This window comes from Actinoallomurus sp. NBC_01490, assembly GCF_036227085.1.
GTDB lineage: Bacteria > Actinomycetota > Actinomycetes > Streptosporangiales > Streptosporangiaceae > Actinoallomurus > Actinoallomurus oryzae.
This window is the reverse complement of the sequence record NZ_CP109433.1, coordinates 5,092,663-5,109,775: the sequence shown is the minus strand read 5'-3', so window position 1 is coordinate 5,109,775 and position 17,113 is coordinate 5,092,663. Positions and strand designations below refer to the sequence as shown.

16 protein-coding genes are annotated in these 17,113 nt (G+C 71.6%); 6 read left to right on the top strand and 10 right to left on the bottom strand.

Annotated features, from left to right (window positions below; all coding sequences use genetic code 11):
- Positions 1-101: 101 nt before the first annotated feature.
- Entirely contained in the window at positions 102-1,580 is a 1,479-nt protein-coding gene (locus OG417_RS24010; RefSeq protein WP_329260235.1) for a hypothetical protein, read from the bottom strand.
- Between the two features lie 553 nt (positions 1,581-2,133).
- On the opposite strand from OG417_RS24010, the gene OG417_RS24005 reads away from it, so the two are divergent.
- Positions 2,134-3,057 (top strand): hypothetical protein, encoded by a 924-nt coding sequence (locus OG417_RS24005; RefSeq protein ID WP_329260232.1) that lies wholly within the window; start codon positions 2,134-2,136, stop codon positions 3,055-3,057.
- 76 nt (positions 3,058-3,133) lie between these two features.
- On the opposite strand, the gene OG417_RS24000 is transcribed toward OG417_RS24005, so the two are convergent.
- The 7 genes from OG417_RS24000 to OG417_RS23970 form a co-directional block, all read right to left on the bottom strand.
- Entirely contained in the window at positions 3,134-4,297 is a 1,164-nt protein-coding gene (locus OG417_RS24000; RefSeq protein ID WP_329260228.1) for an NAD(P)/FAD-dependent oxidoreductase, read from the bottom strand.
- Positions 4,294-4,491, bottom strand: coding sequence for a ferredoxin (locus OG417_RS23995; RefSeq protein WP_329260225.1), 198 nt, complete (start codon positions 4,489-4,491; stop codon positions 4,294-4,296). The genes OG417_RS24000 and OG417_RS23995 overlap by 4 nt, the downstream gene beginning before the upstream one ends.
- 32 nt (positions 4,492-4,523) lie before the next feature.
- Positions 4,524-5,768 (bottom strand): cytochrome P450, encoded by a 1,245-nt coding sequence (locus OG417_RS23990; protein ID WP_329260222.1) that lies wholly within the window; start codon positions 5,766-5,768, stop codon positions 4,524-4,526.
- A 127-nt stretch (positions 5,769-5,895) separates the two neighbouring features.
- Entirely contained in the window at positions 5,896-6,378 is a 483-nt protein-coding gene (locus OG417_RS23985) for a MarR family winged helix-turn-helix transcriptional regulator (protein WP_329260219.1), read from the bottom strand.
- A 232-nt stretch (positions 6,379-6,610) separates the two neighbouring features.
- Positions 6,611-7,021, bottom strand: a complete 411-nt coding sequence (locus OG417_RS23980) for a PepSY domain-containing protein (protein WP_329260216.1) — start codon at positions 7,019-7,021, stop codon at positions 6,611-6,613.
- A 92-nt stretch (positions 7,022-7,113) separates the two neighbouring features.
- Positions 7,114-8,394 (bottom strand): sensor histidine kinase, encoded by a 1,281-nt coding sequence (locus tag OG417_RS23975; protein ID WP_329260213.1) that lies wholly within the window; start codon positions 8,392-8,394, stop codon positions 7,114-7,116.
- Positions 8,391-9,074, bottom strand: a complete 684-nt coding sequence (locus tag OG417_RS23970) for a response regulator transcription factor (protein WP_329260209.1) — start codon at positions 9,072-9,074, stop codon at positions 8,391-8,393. Before OG417_RS23970 ends, OG417_RS23975 begins: the two co-directional genes overlap by 4 nt.
- Before the next feature lie 102 nt (positions 9,075-9,176).
- Between OG417_RS23970 and OG417_RS23965 the strand changes: the two genes are divergently transcribed.
- Together OG417_RS23965 and OG417_RS23960 are read left to right on the top strand one after the other, a co-directional pair.
- On the top strand, positions 9,177-9,632 hold the full coding sequence (locus OG417_RS23965; RefSeq protein ID WP_329260206.1) for a hypothetical protein: 456 nt from the start codon (positions 9,177-9,179) through the stop codon (positions 9,630-9,632).
- A gap of 149 nt (positions 9,633-9,781) precedes the next feature.
- Positions 9,782-10,471 carry a phosphatase PAP2 family protein gene (locus OG417_RS23960; protein WP_329260203.1) on the top strand — a complete coding sequence of 230 codons (690 nt, stop codon included), beginning with the start codon at positions 9,782-9,784 and terminating at the stop codon, positions 10,469-10,471.
- Positions 10,472-10,543: 72 nt separating this feature from the next.
- On the opposite strand, the gene OG417_RS23955 is transcribed toward OG417_RS23960, so the two are convergent.
- Positions 10,544-10,888 carry a helix-turn-helix transcriptional regulator gene (locus OG417_RS23955; protein WP_329260200.1) on the bottom strand — a complete coding sequence of 115 codons (345 nt, stop codon included), beginning with the start codon at positions 10,886-10,888 and terminating at the stop codon, positions 10,544-10,546.
- Between the two features lie 59 nt (positions 10,889-10,947).
- Here OG417_RS23955 and OG417_RS23950 point away from each other — a divergent pair, with 59 nt between their 5' ends.
- The 3 genes from OG417_RS23950 (at position 10,948) to OG417_RS23940 (ending at position 13,774) form a co-directional block, all read left to right on the top strand.
- Positions 10,948-11,073 carry a hypothetical protein gene (locus OG417_RS23950; RefSeq protein WP_329260197.1) on the top strand — a complete coding sequence of 42 codons (126 nt, stop codon included), beginning with the start codon at positions 10,948-10,950 and terminating at the stop codon, positions 11,071-11,073.
- Positions 11,070-11,318 carry a hypothetical protein gene (locus OG417_RS23945; protein WP_329260194.1) on the top strand — a complete coding sequence of 83 codons (249 nt, stop codon included), beginning with the start codon at positions 11,070-11,072 and terminating at the stop codon, positions 11,316-11,318. The genes OG417_RS23950 and OG417_RS23945 overlap by 4 nt, the downstream gene beginning before the upstream one ends.
- Before the next feature lie 203 nt (positions 11,319-11,521).
- Positions 11,522-13,774, top strand: coding sequence for an ATP-binding cassette domain-containing protein (locus OG417_RS23940; RefSeq protein WP_329260191.1), 2,253 nt, complete (start codon positions 11,522-11,524; stop codon positions 13,772-13,774).
- Here the strand turns inward: OG417_RS23940 and OG417_RS23935 are convergent.
- Positions 13,736-17,101 carry a right-handed parallel beta-helix repeat-containing protein gene (locus tag OG417_RS23935; protein ID WP_329260188.1) on the bottom strand — a complete coding sequence of 1,122 codons (3,366 nt, stop codon included), beginning with the start codon at positions 17,099-17,101 and terminating at the stop codon, positions 13,736-13,738. The genes OG417_RS23940 and OG417_RS23935 overlap by 39 nt on opposite strands.
- Positions 17,102-17,113 lie beyond the last annotated feature (12 nt).

The following is a 17,113-nucleotide window of genomic DNA, read 5'->3' as shown; positions in this document are numbered from 1 at the left end:
CCGTAACTCGGTAATCCCCCTCGTTCCCGTAGGCGATTTGCACGCCAAGCGAAATAACGGCCCCTTGCGATCATCGCAAGGGGCCGTCGGTTGTCGCGGTGTCAGCGCGGGGTCACGGGTTGGGTGGTGGGTGTGAGGACCAGCAGGCGCAGCTCGTTCGGTTGCAGGGACAGGGTCTGGCTCGTGTAGCCGCTGGTGCGTGGCGCGATGACGAACTGCTCCACCGGCTTCAGGTCGCCCGAGTCCGCGTCATCGCCGATTTTGTACCGGGTCACCAGGATGTTCGACTTGCCGAACGCGCTCGGCAGGTGGGACAGGACGATCTTCGAGTTGTAGCCGGTCTGCTGCGTCCACTGATAGTTCCACGTCATCACCGCGACTTTGGTCGGATCGGCGGCGGCCAGCCCGTACACGCCGATGCCCTGGGCGCTGAGCTGGTCCGACGTCGCCTTGTAGCGGGTCGCGGGCAGCATCGACTGCATCTGCATCATGTTGAAGTAGGGCCGCGGTACGCCGGTGCCGGTGTCGGCGAACATGTCCTTGCGGTCGTTGTCCGGGTGGTCGATGGTCCAGTGGAACGGCGTGACCGACGTCTGGCCGAGGTAGTAGTAGTGCAGTGACGCCAGGCCCGCCGCCTGGATGTGGTAGTCGGCCGACAGGCCCAAGCTGGAGGCGCGGGATCCGGGGAAGACGCCGCTCTCGGTGACCAGGGCGGGAACACTCTTCAGCTTCCGGGCGGACAGCATGGAGTTCAGCTGCGAACGCTCCGTGGCGACGACCGCCGGGTCCAGCTTCAGCTTGTCCCACGCGCCGCCGGTGGTGTTGATCAGGTACTGGTGGTAGGAGATGAAGTCGAGCCGCTTGTTCGCGTCCGTGTCGGCGGCGTACAGGTCCAGGAAGGCGCCGATCCGGTTCGTGGTGAAGATGTCGGTCGTCGGCCCACCGATTTTGATCGCCGGGCCGGGCAGGTTCATCGCGTTCACCGCGTTGACCACCTGGTAGGTGAACTTGTACTTCGGGTAGTACGCCGCGATGTCCGGCGGCTCGTTCTCCGACTCGAGGTACTCGATGGTGGGGAAATGCCGCTTGTAGTCGGCGAGCATGTCGCGCTCGGCGACGAAGAGTTCGGCGCGCGAGAACGTGCCCTTGGTGACCAGCGGGTCGTAGTCGGAGCGCCAGTTGAGCACCAGCGACTTCGACCACGAGGAGTACGCCTGCAGGTAGTCGTACCACTTGGCGTAGTCCGGCTTCTTGTTCGCCACGTCGTACGCCTGGTCGAACTCCAGCCACACCCGCGACCGGTCGAGCTTCAGGCCGCTCAAATCGGCGCTCGTCTTCGTACCGTATTTCCAGCTGTTCGGCGTCGCGCTCAGTTCACCGCCGGGCCGGAACGGAAACGCGCCCTGACTCTGCGACAGGTCGACGCGCACGGCGTTCGCGACCGGCGACGCGGCGGCGTCGGCGTTCGAGCGCATCGACGCGGTGGAGGACGCGGGTCCCCGCACCGCGGCCCATGTCGCGATACCCGCCACCAGCGCGAGTGACGAAACTCCCGCTCCGACCCGGACCAACCTGCCCACTCGTCCTCCTGAAGACGTTCGACGCGTCGCCGTACGGGCGCGCGCTCATCGGGATCCCCGTTCCGCGGATCAATACGAACCGCCCGACCCCGCATCGACAATGCGGGCGCCGGGCTCAGGCGGCACGTTAGCGGCCTGCGGTTTACGTTCGGTATAAGCCGAAATCCTCCCCGCCCTCGCCACCGAGCCCGTCTCCGGTGGCCGAGGTCGCCGAAGCGAGCGGGCGGTGCTCGAACGGCCGCCGCCGGGCCGGGGCAGGCCCGCTGACCCGCCGCGAGGATGCGCGACAAAATCGGCACGGAAGATCCATTGTTATGGGTTGCATCAAGTGATCAAATCGAGTGATCGTGGGTTCGTTCCACCGCCGGCGATGAGGTGGCTCGATGACCAGACGCTTATCCCGGGCGGCCGTCGCGTCTCGACCGGCGCGGCCGAGGTCGCGCGCCGTCGATCGAGGCGATCGCTCCCCCGGCCTCCGCCGTCGCGGGTGGTGATGCGGCATCGAGAGCCGCCGAGATGGTGATCTCCCTGCAACCCCCACGGAAGGAGCCCCATGCGCATCAAGCTGATCCTGCTCGGCGTGGTCGTCGTGGCGCTGGTCGCGACGGTCTGGCTGCCCTTCGTCAACTCCTCCTCCCTGTGGCTCGGCCTGCCCTCGATCATGGTCTGGACGGCCGCCTGGGTCCTGGGCCTCACCCTGGTCCTGGCCCTCATCGAGTTCAGCCGCGCGGACGAGAACGAGACCGCCTGGTTCTTCAGCAGCATGGTGTCCTCGACCATCGGCGTCCTGTTCATGACGCTCCCGCACCAGTGGCCGGCGCTGCTTTCGGCGAGGTCGCCCAAGGCCGTACGCCGCAACTACGTGTTCCTCCCGGTGTACTCGATCGCCCTGGCGCTCCCGATGATCATCGGATTCACGGGGATCCTCGCGCTGCCGAAGAACTCCGGCAGCAACGGCGTGCTCCTGACGCTCGCCGGTCAGGCGTTTCCCGGCTGGTTCGTCGGCATCGTGGTGGTGGCGACGGCCGCGACCGCGATGGTGCCGGCGGCCGGGCTCATCGTCGGGATGTCCACGCTGATCGCCCGTAATCTCGTCGGCACCCGAAGCGAGCGCAGCCAGATCGCCGTGAACCACGTGTCGGTCGTCGTCGTCACCGGCTTCGCCCTGATCACCGCGCTCGTACGCCCGGATCTCCTGGCCAACCTGCTGTTGCTGACCTACTCGGGGCTCGACCAGCTGATCCCGGCGATCGTCCTGGCGTTGTTCGCCCGCAGGATCGTGGGCCTGTGGCCGGTCCTGTCCGGCCTGGTGGTCGGCGAGGCGGTCGTGATCTGGCTGACCTTCAGCGACGTCTACCAGGGCCACGTCAACGTGGGACTGATCGGGCTCGTGCCGAACGTGGTCGTCGTCGCCATCGGCGCGGCGCTGGAACGCACCCTCGGCGGCAGGCCGGCCGGGCTCGCGACCCGCGCCTAGGCTACGGACGACGGCGCACAGGGCACCCGAAGCCGCCGCTCCGGGTGCCCTGTGACCCCGCCGGGGCATCGGCCGGTTAGGCGGCCGCCCAGGAGGCATGTTCGGCGACGAGCCGGCGCAGTCCGTACATCTCACGCGGGTGGTTCCAGCCGAGGACCCCGACGACCGTGCCGTTGCGGGCGTAGGCGGCGGTGAAACGGCCGTCGGCGGGGTCACCCCGCAGGATCCGGAATTCGGCGTCCGGAGGGAAGATGCCGTACGCCTGGATCTTCGTGGCGTACTGGTCGGTCCAGAAGTAGGAGACGGGCGCGAACGGGGTCGCGTCACCGAGAAGGTTGCCGGCCACGGCCATGGCCTGTTCGGTGGCGTTCATCCGGTGTTCGAGCCGCATCCGCATGCCGAAGTGCGGGTTGTACCAGGAGACGACGTCTCCGGCGGCATAGATACCGGGAGCCGCGCGGCAGAACCGATCGCACGTCACCCCGTCCCCCAGCCGCAGGCCCGAACCCTCCAGCCAGCCGGTCGCGGGGTCCGAGCCGATGGCCAGGACCACCACGTCGGCCGGCAGCAGAGTGTCATCGGCCAGTTCGACCCCGGTGACCCGGCCGCCCGTGCCGCGCAGACGGCGGACGGGCACCCCGCAGCGCAGCACGGTGCCGTGGTCGCGGTGCAACGCGGCGACGAGCGCGCCGACCCGGTCGCCGAACGGGCGGAGCACCGGCCGCGGGCCGGCCACGGTGACCTCCGCGCCCATCGTCCGGGCCGTCGCCGCCACCTCGGTCCCCAGGAACCCGGTGCCCACGACGACGACCCGCGGCCCGGCGAGCAGCGCCGCGCGCAGGGCGACGACGTCGTCGAGGGTCCGCAGCACGTGCACCCCGGCGAGGTCGCCGCCGGGAAGGCGGCGAGGTGTGAGACCTGTGGCGATGACCAGGCCGTCGAAACCGATCGGATCGCCGCCGCTCGTACTCACCTGACGGCCGGTGACGTCCAGGCCGGTGGCGGCCCGGCCGAGCCGGATGTCGGCGCCGAGCCCGGCGAGCGCCTCGGGCGAGCGCAGGGCGGTGCGCTCGGCTTCCCACGTGCCGGCGAGGACCTGCTTGGACAGCGGCGGCCGGTCGTACGGCGCATGCCGCTCGTCACCGATCAGCGTCAGCCTTCCGTCATAGCCACGACGGCGGAGTGCCTCGGCGGCGGTCAGGCCCGCCGCCGAGGCGCCGACGATGACGATCCGGTTCACTCCTCCTCCACCGTGATCGCCAGAGCCGGGCAGAGCATGGCGGCCTCCCGGACGTCGTCCTCCCGTCCGGCGGGCACGTCGGGGTCGAGCAGGACGACGATGCCGTCCTCGTCGCGTTGGTCGAAGATGCCGGCGGCGGCGAGCACGCACTGGCCGGAGGCCACACACTTGTCCTGGTCGATCGTTACCTTCATCAAGGCCTCCTTCGCGTTGTCGTTCGCCGTGGTCACCAGGCGACGGGGAGCTCGTACACGCCGTAGACGAGTGCGTCGTGCTTGAAGGGCACCTGCTCCAGGTCCACCGCCAGGCGCAGGGTCGGGATCCGGCGGTAGAGCGTGCCGTACACGACCTGCAGCTCGACCCGGGCCAGCGGCTGCCCGAGGCACTGGTGCACGCCGAAGCCGAAGGCGATGTGCCGCCGGGCGTCGCGCCGGAGGTCGAGGCGGTCCGGGTCGGCGAAGACGGTGGTGTCGCGGTTGCCGATGTCGTTGGCCAGGACGATGCCCTCGCCGGCGCGGATGGTCCGGCCGCCGATCTCGATGTCCTCGAGCGCGACGCGTCGCCGCCCGCTGTGCACGATGGTCAGGTAGCGCAGGAGCTCCTCGACCGCGCCGGCGATCAGCTTGGGATCGTCGGTCTCCCGCAGCCGGGCGAGCTGGTCCGGGTGGTGCAGCAGCGCGAGAGTGCCCAGCGCGATCATGTTCGCGGTCGTCTCGTGGCCGGCGGTCAGCAGCAGGCGGCCCATCATCGCCGCCTCGTGCCGGGACAGCTCCCCGGTGGCGACGCGCTGCACGGCCAGCTGGGACAGCAGGTCCTCGCCCGGGTGGGCCTGTTTGTCGGCGACCAGCCGCTCGAGGTAGTCGACCAGCCGGTGCTGGGCCGCCAGGGCCTCCTCCGGTGCGGTGGCGCGGTTGACGAGCAGCCGGCTGTTGCGCTGGAAGAAGTCATGGTCGGCGTACGGCACGCCGAGCAGCTCGCTGATCACCAGCGAGGGCACGGGCAGCGCGAACGCCTCGACCAGGTCCACCGGTGCCGGGCCGGCGAGCATGTCATCGATCAGGCCGTCCACGATCTTCTGGACGGCGGGCCGGAGCGCCTCGACCCGCTTGATGGAGAACGGGGCGGTCACCATCCGGCGCAGACGCGCGTGCTCCGGGTCGTCGATGTTGATGAAGGTCCGCGACTCCTTGCGGACCGTCATCTGACCCGGGGTGGTGTGGGGGTAGTTCGGGAGGCCGGAGTCGGCGCTGACCCGGGGATCGGACAACAGGGCCCGCTGGTCGTCGTAGCGGCTGATCAGCCAGGGGGTGCTGCCGTCCCACAGCCGAACCCGGGTGATGGGGGCGTCGGCCCGCAGCGCGCGCAGGGCCGGCGGCGGGTCGAACGGGCAGCCGGTCGCCCGGGGCATCGGGAATCGCGGCACCTCGGCCGAAGAAGTGCTCGTGGTGGTGGTCACCGAGTCGGCGCTCATGGTTCTCCGTCCTTTCGACGCGTCCGTTGCGTGATCAGCGGCGGGACGCGTAAGCGCGAGGTCGCGGCCCGCGGCCGGCGGAGGGAGCCCGGCCTCAGGGCCGGAACGCGGGAGGTCGAGGGGTCGGTCACGAGCCCGTCCCGTCGTCCGCGGCGGGAGGCTGCCCGGCGGCGTGGATCAGCCGCCGCACGATCGGCAAGGCCGTCCGCATGGCCGAGCCCAGCGCCTCGCGCTCCTCCGCGGGGAGGGCGGCCAGGAGCCCGGCCAGCCGGGCGTGCCGCGCCTGTCCGCGCTCGGCCAGGACTCCCCGCCCGGTCTCGGTGATCGTGACGAGAGCGACGCGCCGGTCCTCGGGGTCGCTCATCCGTGCGACCAGGCCGTCGCGTTCGAGCCGCTGCACCAGCTGGGTCATCGATGGCTGGGCGACGCCTTCCGCCACGGCCAGCGCGGTCAGCCGGATGGGCCCCTCCCGCTCCACCCTGGCGAGGGTCGAGGCGGTGGTGAGACTCATGGCCTGACGGTTCGACAGGTGCCTCGCCATCAGCGCCGCCACCTCGGTCAGCGCCGCGGCGACCTCGTCAAGGTCCCCTACGGAGGGTGCTCCGTCCATGACCCAATTTATATCACATACCTATATAGGTTGCCTATCTAACTGCCGAGGCACACAGGTCACGTACACGCCTCCTTCCCCGCCAACGGAGCGGCCGTCGAGCTCGACGCCCTCATCGAACCGGCGACCGGCGGGGACCAGGGCGGAGGAGGGCGCCGCGGCCCGGCGGTCGCGCGACGCCGGGGTCCGTCACGGGGCGGAGCGCCGTCGCCTGGTCCCCGCCGGTGCCGGTTCAGTCCTCGTCGTCGTCGTGGGCTGAGGGCCGGTCGATCTCGTTCTCGATGATCTTGCCGGTCCCGGCGTCGATGGTCAGTTCCCGGTGGGGACCGTTCGCCGGTGTCAGTTCGACCTCCCAGGCGGCGGTGCCGTGCTCATCCTCGATCTCGATCGAGGTGATCGTGGCTCCGGGCACCGCTCCGCGCGCGATCTCGCCGGCTCGTTCCAGGCTGATCTTGGTGGTGGCGTGGGTGGCCGTGGCGTCGGTGCCGTGATCGTCGCGACCGGGCGCGTCGTCGTGGTGGTCGCCTCCGTACGCGCCGGCGGTGGCCGGGTGGGAGTGGTCCTCGGCGGCGAGCGCGATGCCGCCGGTGGCGATGACGGCCGCGGCGGCGATGCCGACGCCGAGTGCGAGCTTGCGGTGCATGAGATGCCTCCCCTGATCGGGTTCGTGGTCGTACGTGTCTCAGGGTGGGACGGGCGGTGATAGGGAGGCGCTGTGGCGAGCCTAAGGACGGGTTAAGGCGTTGCGGGAGGCTCGGGCAGGGTCAGGCTGATCTGCGCGCCGCCACCGGGTGAGGCGCCCAGATCGATCGTTCCGCCCGCGGTGTCGGCGGTGCGCCGGGCGATGTCGAGGCCCAGGCCGGTGGAGGCCGCGGTGCTGCGGCCGCGGGCCGGCAGGTCGCCGGCGGGCAGGCCGGGGCCGTCGTCGCCGACGACGATGCGGGCCCCGCCGGAGACGGCCTCCAGCGTGACGGAGAAGGCGGTGCCCTCCGGGGTGTGGGCGAAGACGTTCTCCAGCAGGGCGTCGACGGCCGCGGCCAGCTCGTCGCGGCCGGTGGCGACCGGCAGCGGGCCGTCGGGCAGCGTGGTGGTGACGGCACGGTCCTGCTCGTCGGCCAGCGCGGACCAGAACTCGACACGTTCGGTGAGGACCTGGCGGGCGTCGCAGTGCACACCGGCCCGGTGGTGGGGGTGGCGGGTGTCGTGGATGATCCGGGTGACGGTGCGCTCCAGCGCGTCGACGACGGCGGTGATGCGCTCGGCCTCGGCGGGATCGCGCAGTGTCTCGGTCTCCAGGCGCAGCGCGGTCAGCGGGGTGCGCAACCGGTGGGACAGGTCGGCGGCCGCTTCGCGTTCGCCGGCGAGCAGATCGGCGATGCGGCCGGCCAGGTGGTTGAGGGCGGCGCCGACGTCGCGGATCTCGCTCGGTCCGCCGGGGTGTACCCGGGCGTCCAGGTCGCCGGCCGACAGCCGATGTGACAGGGCCGCCAGTGCGGTGACGGGGCCGAGCATGGAGCGGGCGATCCGGTCGGCCACCACCAGGCCGACGGCGAGCAGTCCGGCCCCGAGCAGACCCAGGATCAGCCAGGCGCGCGCCACGCCGGCACGGAGCTGGGCGTCGGTGACGAAGGTGCGGACCACGGAGGTTCCGCCCGCGCCGCCCTGGACGGCGATCAGGATCTCGCGCCCGCCGGGAGCCTGGACGGTGATGCTGCGCCCGCGGGCGGCCAGCTCGACCGCGTGGCTGCGGGTCGCGGGTGTGCCGAGGAGGTGGCCGTCGGGCCAGAACACGGTGACGGGATAGCGGCTGGTGGACTGGATCTGGGCGAGGGTCAGCCCGACGGTGGCCTTGTCCGCGGCGGCGACCACCGGTGCCAGCGACTGAGCGGCGGTGGTGGCCGCGGCGGTCGCGCGGTCGGCGGCGACGTCGCGGACAAGGAGCGCCAGCGGCACCAGGAACGCGATCAGCATCAGGGAGGCGGTGGCGGCCACGAGCCGGAACAGGCGGCCTCTCATGCGCCCGGATCAACGATCTTGACGCCGACACCGCGTACGGAGTGCAGGTAGCGGGGCTGTTTGGCGGTTTCACCGAGCTTTCGGCGCAGCCACGCCACGTGCACGTCGACGGTCTTGTCGGCCCCGCCGTACGGGGTCTGCCACACCTGCGTGAGCAGTTCCCGTTTGGAGATGACCTGGCCGGCGCGGGCGGCCAGGTAGTGCAGCAGGTCGAACTCCTTGGGCGCCAGCACCAGCGCCCGCCCGTCCAGGCTCGCCTCGCGGGCGCCGGGGTCGATGCGCAACGCGCCGACCGTCACCGGCTCCGGGCCGGTCTGGTCGTCGGCGCGGCGCAGCACCGCGCGGATCCGCGCGTCCAGCTGGCTCGCGCCGAACGGCTTGACGACGTAGTCGTCGGCGCCGGCGTCGAGTGCCTCGACGATCTGGCTCTCCTCGTCGCGGGCGGTGGCCACGATGACCGGTACCCGGCTGACGCCGCGGAGCATCCGTAGCAGCCGGCACCCGTCCAGGTCGGGCAGCCCCAGGTCCAGCACGACCAGGTCGGGCCGGGATTCGACGGCCTGGGCCAGCCCGGCCATCGCGGTGTCCGCGGTGGCGACCGCGTGACCGCGCTCGGACAGCGCCCGTACCAGCGCGGTCCGCACCTGCGGGTCGTCCTCGATCAGCAGAAGTTGCGGCACCTCCCCACCGTAGCCAGCGGTTTCAGCGTCCGATACGCCCATAGCGGGGCCTTGTCGGCGTCTTATCCGCCCCTTAGCCGCAGCCGTGCGAGCCTGGACGGCATGACGCGAGGCACGCTGATGGGAATCGGCGCCTGGGCCGCCACCGCGGCCGTCGCGACCGGCGTCGGTGTGGCGGCGATCTCCGTACTGGGCGCGGGCATCACCGACCACGGCGTCCGGCCGCTGACGTCCGCGCAGGTCGAGCGCGCCCTGGCGAGCCCCGCGACCGCGACACCGGTACCGGGCACCGCGGGCGGCACGCCGGCCGGCGCGATCACTCGTGGGCTGTCGACCCCGGGCGGCAGCGTGCTCGCCCGCTGCGACCCGGCCGGCGACGCGTACCTGATCTCCTGGACCCCCGCGCAGGGGTACGCGGCCGATGACGCGCACCGCGGCCCGGCCGCGCAGGCATGGGTGGAGTTCGAGGCCGACCATGACAACACGGTCACCGTCCAGGTGACCTGCCGCTCGGGCGTCCCCACGGCGACGACGGTCAACGGCGACGTCGACGACTGAACGGCCCGCGCCGATCGGACGGCCCATGGCGCGTTCCCCGGTGACCGCGCCCGGAGACCGGCATCGGGGCGCCCCCACGCCGCCGGGGCGATAACGTGTCGTGATCATGAAGTTGCGGTGAACACCGCATGAGCATGTGAAGGGCGCACGTGACCGAGCGGATGAAGATTCTTGGTGGGCTGCTACTTCTCGTGCTCATGGCGCTGCTGGGCGTCGCCGCCAAGACACCGACGCTCACCCGGATCGACATCCGGCTGGACGAACATCTCGCGCCGATGCGCGACGCCGTACTCACCCTGGGGGCGAAGGGTGCCACGGCCGTCGCCCAGGCGGCGGTGGGCGCGGTCGTCGCCGTGGTCGTCCCGATCGGCCTGTGGCTGGTGCGCCGGCGCCGGGACGCGTTGATCGCCCTCTGCCTGATGGCGGGGTCGCTGGCGGTCGCGTTCGCCGCCAAGATCCTGGTGGCCGAGCATCGGCCGCCGGAGCGGCTGTGGGTGATCCCGCCGGACAACAAGGAGAGCTTTCCCAGCGGGCACGCCACCGTGGCGGCCGCGGTCGCACTGCTGTTGTTCCTCCTCGTACGCGGACGGCTGCGGGTGCTCGTGTCGACTCTCGGGGTGCTGTTCGCGCTCGGGGTGGGTTTCGCCCGGGTCTACCTGGGGGTGCACTACCCGGTGGACGTCGCCGGCGGATACCTGGTCGCGACCGGAGTGTCGCTCGTGGTGGTCGGCTTCTTCAACGTGCCGGCGATCCGCCGCGGCCTCGAGGACGTCGGAACGCCCGCGTCCGGACGCCACCACGCGGGACGCGCGTCCGGGACCGTGGTGGAGCGTCGCTGAGCTCTGGCTCCGGGCGACGACTCCGGCGGCGTCCAGACCGTCAGACGCCGCCCGTCAGGTCATCCTCGGCCGTCACGACCGTACGGGGACGCGTGCGGACGGTCGCAGGCCGATGGCGTTGTGGGTGAAACGCTGCCGGTAGGTGGTGGCCGACAGGCCGTAGTAGGCCTTGAAGCGGCGGGCGAAGTAGTTCTGGTCGGCCCAGCCGACGGCCTGGCCGATCTGGGTGACGGATTGGTCGGTGTGCAGCAGCAGCGAGGCCGCGGTCTCGACGCGGTGCTGGGCGAGGTAGGCCATCGACGGCAGGCCGGTGGTGGTCTTGAAGATCCTCACCAGGTGGCGGGGAGACAGGTGGAGTTCGCCGGCGAGTTCGGTGAGCGTCCACCGATGCGCCATGCGTGCCTCCAGCAGCCGCATCGCCTGCACCACCGCGGGGTGGGCCGGTCCTGAGCCGGAGCCGCGCTGCTCGGCGGCCCTTGACGCAGACCCTGGCGCTCTGCGACGCGGCCAAGGCGAAGGGCAAGGTCGCCTTCGCCCTCGGCGACCAGACCGACTGGGTCACCCAGCTCTCATCGACTTCCTCGCCACCCCGGAAGCCATGAACCTCTACGCGGGTGCCATCGGCAACCTCCCGAGCATCCCCAACGCCCAGTTCACCGCCGACCCCGCTCTCCAGCCGCTCATCGACTTCCAGAAGGCGGGCAGGACCGTCCCGTTCATGGGCCAGCTGTGGCCCGACCCCAAGGTCCAGCAGGCCCACTTCACCGGCGTGCAGAACCTGTTCGCCGGCAAGGCCGACCCGGCCGAGGTCCTCAACCGGATGGACGAGGCCTATACCCAGAAGTAACCGCCGACATCGAGCCCGTGCGGTCCGGCCTCCGGCCGCACCGCACGCGCCGGTAACCCCTCAATCTCTCGCTGGAACGCCTATCCTGTATGTATCAGTAAAAGAAAAGACTTCGGATAAGCGGCCATTCGCGCCGAACCTCCCCTACCGTTACGGAGCATCTGGCCGGGACTGCTGACCAGCGAGCAGGCGGGAGCACGCGAATGACCGATCTCCGCGACATTCCGGAGGCGCCCGCCGAACCTGTCGCCGCACCTCCCGTGGGCCCGCTGAGCGAGGTCGTACGGCCGCCCGGCCACCCACGGCCGGCGCTGCAGGCTCCCGCGGTGGTGCTGGAGCAGGTCACCAAGGTCTATCCGCGCGGCGTCCGTGCGCTCACCGAAGTCTCGATCACCGTGGAGCGCGGCACGTTCGTCGTCGTGACGGGGCCGCCGGGGGCGGGCAAGAGCGCGTTACTGCACTGCGCCGCCGGCCTGGACGAACCGACCAGCGGCCATGTGGTCATCGACGGCACCGCGGCCGGCGGGCTCAGCGAGACGCGCCGTGCCGAACTGCGCCGGGAGCGCGTCGGGTTCGTGTTCGCGCCCTACAACCTGGTGCCCTCGCTCACCGTCGCGGACAACATCAGGCTGCCGCTTCGGCTGGTGGGCAAGGAGCCGGACCGGGACTGGCTGCGGATGCTGGTCGAGCGGGTGGGACTGAGCGACTGGCTGGACCACCGCCCCGCCGAGTTGTCCGACGGCCGGCAGCGGCGGGCGATGATAGCCCGGGCTCTGGTGACCAGGCCGACGGTCGTGTTCGGTGACGAACCGACCGGCGGCCTGGACCCGCACACCGCCGGCGAGGTGCTCGACCTGCTCCGCGACCTGGTCGACGGTCTCGGCCAGACCATGGTGATGGTGACCCGCGACCCGGCCGTCGCCGCCTGGGCGGACCGTGCTCTGGTCATGGCCGGCGGGCGGGTCCGCGGCACGGTGAACGGGCCGACGGCGGCCGGGGGGGCTCACCGCCTCACCGAGCTGGAGACGGAGGCGACGCCGGGCTCGCGGTGGCGCCCGCCGCCATCCGCCGCCGAGATCACGACACGGCCGGCGTCCGATCCGGGGACGGCCCAGGGGCACGGTTCGATGTTCGGCGCGTTACTCCGGTCCCACCGGACGCGCCTCGGCCTGAGCCAGGAGAAACTCTCCGCCGAATCCGGAATGAGCGTGCGCGCGATCAGCGACATGGAACGGGGCCGGGCACGCGGACCCCAGTCGCGTTCCACCGAGGTCCTGGGCACCGCGCTCCGGCTGAGCAGGCCCGAGCTCGACTGGTTCCACCAGATCGCCACGGCCGGCAGGCGGCGCTCGAACGTGTTCGACCGCACCCTGAACTCGCTGCCCGCCCATTCCGGCCCGCTGGCCGGCCGTGACGGCGAGATCGCGACGATACGGGCGCTGGCGGACACCGCCGCGCACATCCAGCCGGCGGCACCGCCGGCGGCGGCGATCTCCGGTGGGCCCGGAGTCGGCAAGACCACACTCGCGATCCGGGCCGCTTACGATCTGCGCGACCGGTTCCCCGACGGGCAGCTCTTCGTCTGCCTGGGCTCCGCCGGGAGGCGTTCGGGTTCGCCCGCCGGAGCGCTGGGCACGCTGCTGCGATCGCTCGGCGTTTCCGGAGAGCTGCCCACCTCGCTGCAGGAGCGCAGCGCGATGTACCGCTCGCTGCTCACCGGCAAGCGCGTGCTGGTGGTGCTCGACGACGCCATCGACGAACGCCAGGTCCGCCCGCTCATCGCCCCGGATCCGCACTGCATGACCCTGGTCACGAGCCGCCGTACGCTCGCCGGCCTGGAGACGGCGCGGCCGGTGCCGCTGCGCTGCCTGTCGGTCGGCGAGGCGCTGACACTGCTGGAACAAGCGGTCGGCGCCGACCGCGTGGCCGCGGAGCCGGAGGCGTCCGCCGAACTCGTGCAGCTGTGCGGCCTGCTGCCGCTGGCGCTGCAGATCATGGCCCGGCGGCTGGCGAACCGCCCGGGACTGTCGATCCGCCGCCTCGTCGAACAGCTGCGGCCCGCGGAGAACCGGCTGACCGCCCTGAGCGTCGACGACCTGAACGTGCGCGACGCCTTCGTCTCCTCCTACCGGAGGCTCTCGCCGACCACCCAGCGGATCTTCCGGTGCCTGTCGTTGCTCCCGGACCACCGCCCGTTCGACGCCGGCCTCGCCGCCGCGTCGGCCGGCGTCGGCCGGGACCGGACCGAGGAGGCCCTTGAGGAGCTCATCGACACCAACCTGGTCGAGGTGACCAGGAGCGTTCGCTGGTTCCAGCTGCCCGGCCTGCTCTGGCTGTTCGCCCGCGAACGCCAGGAGGAGGAAGGCCAGGAGGAGTCGGTGGGAGGCCCCATGCGCTTCGACGGACGGCCGCTTCGCTCACGACATCTCCAGGTCGTCCGGGGTGAGCAGCCGTAGATCGTCGAGCGTGGGTGAGGCGACCGACGCCAGCCGCCCGGCCTGCCGGGTGATCATCACGTCCAGGACCTTGCGGGCGTACCGCGCGTTGCCGAACGACTCGTCGCGCGGCACGGACGCGAAGTGGCCGGCCAGCGCGCCGCTCAGCTCCGGAGCGAGCTCGTACCCCTGGGCGGCGGCCTGGTAGCCGACGATCGTCACCAGCTCCTCGTCGGTGTAGTCGGCGAAGGTGACGTTGCGGGAGAACCTCGATGCCAGGCCGGGATTGGAGTCCAGGAACCGCCGCATCGGCCTGGAGTAGCCCGCGACGATCACGACGGTGTCGTCTCGGTGGTCCTCCATGAGCTTGACCAGCGTGTCCACGGCCTCCCGGCCGAAGTCGCCGTCGGCCCCGGGCGGGGTCAGCGCGTACGCCTCGTCGATGAACAGCACGCCGCCGCGCGCCTTGTCGAACGCCTCCTTGGTCTGCTGCGCGGTGTGCCCGATATAGCGGCCGACCAGGTCGGACCGGGCGACCTCCACCATCTGCCCACGCGGCAGCACGCCGAGGGCGGAGAGCAGCTCGCCGTACAGCCGGGCCACCGTGGTCTTGCCGGTGCCGGGCGCGCCGGAGAACACGAGATGGTGGCTGATCTTGGGCACCGGAAGCCCGGCCGCCGCGCGTTTGCGGGTGGCCGATACGAGATTGACCATGTCGGTGACCTGACGTTTCACCTCGGCCAGGCCGATCATGGCGGTGAGGTCCGCCATCAGGGCCGCCAGCCGGCCCTTGTCTCCGGCCACCGCGCCGGAACCGTTGCGCGCCGCCTCCGCGGCGGCCTCCCCGACGTCCTCCGCGGTCAGCCGGAGCAGGTCGGCGGGGTCGGAGTCGGGCATGCGGGTGAGCCGCACCGCCTGCCGGTCGACCATCCCCTCGAACGTCCTGCGGGCCTCGCGCCCGTTGCCGAACGTGGCGTCCCTCGTCATGGTCTCGAAGTGGTACGCGAGCGCGACCCGGCCGGAGTCGTCCAGCTCGTAGCCGTGCCTGGCGCACTGCTTCTCGACGATCGTCACCAGCTCGTCGACGCTGTAGTTGGGGAACTCGATCGTCCGGCTGAACCGCGAGGCCAGGCCCGGGTTGGTCGAGAGGAAGCGCCGCATCTCCTCGGAGTAGCCGGCCGCGATCACGACGACGTCGTCGCGGTGGTCCTCCATGAGCTTCACCAGCGTGTCCACGGCCTCCCGGCCGAAGTCCGTACCGCCCCGCTCCCCCTCGCCCGCCAGGGTGTACGCCTCGTCGATGAACAGCACGCCGCCGAGGGCCTTCGTGAACGCCTCGGTCGTCTTGATCGCGGTGCCGCCGACGACGCGTGCCACCAGATCCGCGCGGGACACCTCGACGATGTGGCCGTACCGCAGCACGTCCAGTTCGGCGAGGATGCTGCCGTACAGCCGCGCGACCGTGGTCTTGCCCGTGCCGGGCGGCCCGGCGAAGATCAGGTGGCGGCTCATCGGCGGCGCCGGAAGGCCCACCTCGGCGCGGCGCTTCGCCAGCTCGTTGCGGTTGACGAGCGCGGTGACCTCGTCCTTCACGTTCGCCAGCCCGACCAGGGCGTGCAGGTCGGCCAGCGGGCCGTGCTGCTCCTCGGGCCGTTTCGGCTCCGCCTCCTCGCCGGCCGGCCGTTCCGCGGCATCGGCGGGCTCGACCGGCTCCGCCGGCTCTTCTCTCCCGGCGCCGGTCTCGGCGGTCTCGCCGTACGCGTCGGGCAGCTCGTTGGCCTCGCTCACCAGGTTCTCGACGAGAAGGTGGTCGCCGGGTGTGGTCTGGCGCACGCCGCCGCGCCGGTTGCCCCGCGCGAGGCAGTCGCACACCTCGACCTGGCCGGTGCCGTGCGCCAGCAGCCCGTCCCCGGCGTTGTCGAACAGCTGGCAGCCGGTCAACCGTGCGCGCCCGCCCGCCGCGATCAGGACGCCGTTGCGCCGCCCGCCGTGCATCGAGCCGCGCGTCACCCGCGCGAACGCCGACGCACCGACCGCGACGCCGTCGGAGCCGGCGCCGAAGATCTCGCAGTCGTTGAGGGTCACCTCGGCCTCGTCCTTGATCGTCACGCCGCAGCCACCGCCACGGCGGACGACGGCGCGGGACACGTGCACCGCGGAGCGTCCGCTGATCCGGATGCCGTGCTTGCGTCCGTCGCTGATCTCGGCGTCCTCGAACCGGCCCTTGGCCCCGGTGACCTCGATCGCGTTCCCCTGGCAGCCCGTCACGACGAGTCCGCGTACGAACGGGTCGGCCTCCTCGGCGAGCGTGATGCCGGCACCGCGCGCGTCGTGGATCCGCACGCCGGTGAACTCCGCGGTGCTCCCGCCGGTCAGCTCGATCCCCGCGGCCTTCCCGTCCCGCACGGTGAGCCCGGTGAACATCGGACAGGCCGTTTCCTCGACCCGTACGGACGCCGAGGTGGCCGCGCTGACCGTGCACTCCTCGACGGTGCCGCGCGCCTGCCCGCTCACCTGGATGCCGTGTCCGGCGGGGGCCTCGATCCGGCACCGGCGGATGACCGGATCGGTGCCGTCGTCCAGGATGACCGCGGTGTCGCCGGTGTTGCGGACCTCGCAGTCCTCGACCGTGACGCGCGCCCGGCTCCTGATGTGGATCCCGGTGCCGGACGTGTCGTGGACCCGGGCTCGCAGGACCCTGGTGGAGCTGTTCTCATCCAGCGCGATCGCCGGCTGTTCGGCGCCGGACACGTCGCAGTCCTCCACGGTGCCGCGACCGTGCCCGTTGGCGCACACGCCGTTGCCCTTGGCCGCCCGGAGCGTACATCCGCGCACCGACGGGTCGCTGCGCGACCCGATCACCACCGCGGAGGTGCCGAGGTTCTCGACGACGCAGTCGGCGACCACGCTGGGCGCCTCCGCGGTGATCACGATGCCGGCACCGGCCGGGTTGGTCACCCGGCACTCGCGCATCGCCAGCGAGCCCTCGCCACGGGCCAGCACGGCCGTCCACGCCGCGCCGATCACCTCGCAGCGCTCCATGGCGAGCTGGCCGTAGGACACGTCGACGGCGGGGATCTCGTCATCCTCCACGCCGCATACGGTCACTCCGGTCAGCATGACCTCCGCGGACACCGACAGCGCGACACCGCGACGCGGCACGACCCGTACGTCCCCGCGCCGACCCTCGGCGACGATCGTCACGACTTCGTCCAGTACGAGGTTCTCCTCATAGTGCCCGGGCGCGACCCTGATCACCGCACCGCCGGCCGCCGCACGCACCGCCGCCCCGATCGTGGCGTACGCCTCCGGCTCGCCCAGGGCCACGGTGAGCACCTCGCGTGCCACGACATGCGCTCC

Coding starts and splice junctions, on each gene's coding strand:
- OG417_RS24005 (WP_329260232.1), top strand. CDS start 2,134: ATGCGCATCAAGCTGATCCTGCTCGGCGTGGTCGTCGTGGCGCTGGTC.
- OG417_RS23995 (WP_329260225.1), bottom strand. CDS start 4,491: ATGAAGGTAACGATCGACCAGGACAAGTGTGTGGCCTCCGGCCAGTGC.
- OG417_RS23990 (WP_329260222.1), bottom strand. CDS start 5,768: ATGAGCGCCGACTCGGTGACCACCACCACGAGCACTTCTTCGGCCGAG.
- OG417_RS23985 (WP_329260219.1), bottom strand. CDS start 6,378: ATGGACGGAGCACCCTCCGTAGGGGACCTTGACGAGGTCGCCGCGGCG.
- OG417_RS23980 (WP_329260216.1), bottom strand. CDS start 7,021: ATGCACCGCAAGCTCGCACTCGGCGTCGGCATCGCCGCCGCGGCCGTC.
- OG417_RS23975 (WP_329260213.1), bottom strand. CDS start 8,394: ATGAGAGGCCGCCTGTTCCGGCTCGTGGCCGCCACCGCCTCCCTGATG.
- OG417_RS23965 (WP_329260206.1), top strand. CDS start 9,177: ATGACGCGAGGCACGCTGATGGGAATCGGCGCCTGGGCCGCCACCGCG.
- OG417_RS23955 (WP_329260200.1), bottom strand. CDS start 10,888: ATGCGGCTGCTGGAGGCACGCATGGCGCATCGGTGGACGCTCACCGAA.
- OG417_RS23945 (WP_329260194.1), top strand. CDS start 11,070: ATGAACCTCTACGCGGGTGCCATCGGCAACCTCCCGAGCATCCCCAAC.
- OG417_RS23940 (WP_329260191.1), top strand. CDS start 11,522: ATGACCGATCTCCGCGACATTCCGGAGGCGCCCGCCGAACCTGTCGCC.